The following is a 3380-nucleotide window of genomic DNA, read 5'->3' as shown; positions in this document are numbered from 1 at the left end:
GTCGACTCGGCCACGGGGTGCGCGGTGTCGTTCCATCCGAGCAGGATCTGCTGGCGCTCCTCGGGCGCGAGGATCTCGATGCGTCCGATGGGCTGCGCGGGATCGGCGACCACGGCCTGCAGCACCCGCTGCAGGCGCAGCACGAGCTGCTCCACGGTGGGCAGATCGAACAGGTCAGGCCGATAGCCCACCCGCAACTGCAACTGGGCGCCCGGCATGACAGCGATGCTCAGGGGATAGTGGGTGGTGTCTCCCCCACTGCCTCCGCCCCACGCGACCTCCATGCCGTTGTACGAAGGTTGGCGCCCTCTGGGGTCCGCAGGGTAGTTCTCGAAGACGAACAGCGTGTCGAACAGTGTGCTGAAGCCGCTCAGGCGCTGGATGTCCGACAGGCCCAGGTGTTGGTGCGCGATGAGCGAGGACTGCTGGTCCTGCAGCCGTGCGAAGACCTGCACGGCGGGCTCGTCAGAGTGGAACTGCAGGCGCAGCGGCAGGGTGTTGATGAACAGGCCCACCATGGCCTCCACGCCGGCCAGCTCGGGCGGGCGTCCGGAGACGGTGATGCCGAAGACCACGTCCTGGCGCCCGGTCAGGCGTGCGAGCAACGCACCCCACGCGCCCTGCATGAGGGTGTTGAGGGTGAGGCTGTGCTGGCGAGCCTGCCGGGTGAGGGCTTCGGTCAACGCCTGCGGCAGGCTGAAGGTGAAGGACGACTGGCGTCCCGAGGAGGAGGCCTGCGTCGTGACGAGCCGGGTGGGCTCCTGCAGGCCTGCGAGCGCCTCGCGCCATGCCTGCTCGGCGGCGGCGCGGTCCTGCTGCTTGAACCAGGCCAGGTAGTTGCGATAAGGCGTGGCCGGAGGCAGGCTGGCGGGGTTGCCTTGGCTCGCATAGAGCGTGAACAGCTCCTTGAGCAGGATCGGCATGGACCAGCCGTCCAGCAGGATGTGGTGGCTGGTGAAGACGAAGCGTGCACGCTGGGCGGACAGGCGGATGAGCGCGAAGCGCAGCAGCGGGGCGTACGCCGGGTCGAAGGGCTGCAGGCGATCCTGTTCGAGGAAACTGGCCAGGCGGGCCTCGCGTTCATGCGCCTCGAGCGAGGCGAGGTCGATGTTCTGCCAGGGCAGTGCGATCTGGCGTGGGATGACCTGCACGGGCTCGGAGAGGTCCTGGTGCAGGAACGCGGCACGCAGGTGCGCGTGGCGCTGCATCAGCGCGCCGGCGGCGGCCTGCAGGGCGGAAGCCTGCAGGGGCCCGGTGAGCTCGAAGGCCATCTGTACGACATAGGCATCGGCCTCTTGCTCGTCGTACATGGCGTGGAACAGCAGGCCCTGCTGCAGGGCCGACAGCGGCAGGATGTCCTCGAGTGCGGGGTGCTGCTGCTCGATGCGCTCGATCTCCGGCTGCTCCAGGCTCAGGAGAGGGAAGTCCGAGGGCGTGAAGCCGCCGGCGTCGCTGCGCTGGGCGTGCAACACCAGAGCCTCGAGGGCATCGAACCAGCCCTGGGCGAGATCGCGGATGTCGTCCTCGCTGAAGAGCTCGCCGGCCCAGGCCCAGTAGGCTTGGAGCTCGGGGCCGTCGGCCTTGTCGCGCGTGAGCGCGTCCAGCGAGATCGGATGCGCCAGGGGCGCCTCGGCATCTCCGCCGCCACCCAGTGCGCCGGCCTCCGGCGCGGCAGCCCAGTCCTGCGCCTGCGGGGCAGCGAAGCGCCCTAAGTAATTGAACCCGATCTGCGGAGCCGCACCCGCGAGCACCCGGGCCGTCTCGGGGTTGAGGTAGCGCAGCAGCCCGAAGCCCAGACCGTTGTCGGGCAGGGCGCGCAACTGCTCCTTGCTCTGCTTGAGCGCACGGCCCATGTGGGCGCCGCCACGCAGGGCGTCATCGAGGTCGACGCCCTGCAGATCCAGGTGCATGGGGAAGATGCTGGTGAACCAGCCCACGGTGCGCGAGAGATCGATGTCCTCGAAGATCTCCTCGCGGCCATGGCCTTCGAGGTCGAAGAGAACGCCCGGAGCCTGCTCGGATGAGCGCTTGCGCCGCCACTGGGCCACGGCCAGGGCGAAGGCCGTCAGCAGCACGTCGTTGATGCGACCGTGGAAGAGCGTGGGCACCTGCGTGAGCAGTGCGGAGGTGAGCGTGCTCGGCAGGCTCAGCGTCAGGCGCCTGCCGGTGGCGACCGTGTCGCGGCTGGCATCGAACGCACGGTGGGACAGCAGCGAGTCCGCGGCGCCCACGATGGATGTCCACAGCGGCAGCTCGGCGAGCCGTCGTGGAGAGAATGCCTCGGCGTTCAGGCGCAGCGCCCAGCGCCGCAGGGAGCTGCTGCGGGGTTCGAGCTTGGCGCGCTCGTTGCGCTGCGCGGCCTGCCAGGCCAGTTCGAGGTCGGGTACGAGGATGCGCCAGGAGACGCCGTCGACCGCGAGGTGGTGGATCGTCAGCAGCAGGCGTCCTGGCTGGGCGCTGCCGGCGTCGAGCCAGGTAGCCTGCAGCATGCGCCCGGCCTCGGGGTTCAGACGGGATGCGGCTGCGCGCGAGGCCTCGGCGATGAGGCTGCGGCGGCCGGTCTCATCTAGTCCTTGGATGTCCAGCCGCTGCAGGATGTCCTGCGCATCGTCGGTCGTCACCGGCGCGATCTCCAGCTGCCGCTCAGCCGCATCCTTGGGCACGGGCAGGAGGCGCATGCGCAGCGCGTCGTGATGGATCAGCAGTGTCTGCAGGGCAGCGAGCAGATGCGCCTGCTGCAGGCCGGCGGGCACCTGCAGCAGCATCGACTGGTTGTACCGGCGTATCGGCCCCCCGCGCTCGATGACCCAGCGAATGATCGGTGTCGTGGGAAACGCCCCGGCGGCGACATCCGCTGTGGCATTCTGCGTCGCCAAGGGCGTGGACACTGCCGACAGCGCTTCCACGTTCTGGCACTGGAAGACGTTGCGCGGGGTGATGAGCAGCCCGGCCTTGCGCGCGCGGCTGACCAGCTGGATGGAGCTGATGCTGTCGCCGCCGAGGTCGAAGAAGTTGTCGTCGATGCCGACCTGGGGCAGGTGCAGGATCTCTGCGAAGAGGGCCGCGAGGATCTCCTCCTGGGGGGTGCGTGGTGCGCGGATGGATCGCGGGGTGAAGTCCGGGGCGGGCAGTGCCTTGCGGTCGAGCTTGCCGTTGGGGGTCAGCGGCAGAGCTTGCAGGACCACGATGGCCGCGGGGACCATGTAGTCGGGCAGGGACTGCGAGAGGCTGCGGCGCAGCGCGGCGGTGTCGATGAGGGCCTCGGCGGCCGAGTCGGCGGCCTCGGGCACCACATAGCCCACGAGCTGCTTGTGGCCGGGAGAGTCCTCGCGGGCGATGACGGCGGCCTGTGCGACCAGGGGCAGGCGTGCGAGTGCGGC

Annotated in this window: 1 protein-coding gene; it reads right to left on the bottom strand. The window is 69.6% G+C overall.

All coding sequences use genetic code 11. The features are described from left to right. The coding region (locus BLW48_RS34780) for a condensation domain-containing protein (protein ID WP_256331075.1) at positions 1–3380 on the bottom strand (3380 nt) is incomplete at both ends.

It is taken from the genome of Variovorax sp. YR266 (assembly GCF_900107295.1).
Taxonomy (GTDB): Bacteria; Pseudomonadota; Gammaproteobacteria; order Burkholderiales; family Burkholderiaceae_C; genus Variovorax.
The sequence above is the reverse complement of the archived record's forward strand: the minus strand, read 5'-3'. Positions and strand labels throughout refer to the sequence as shown.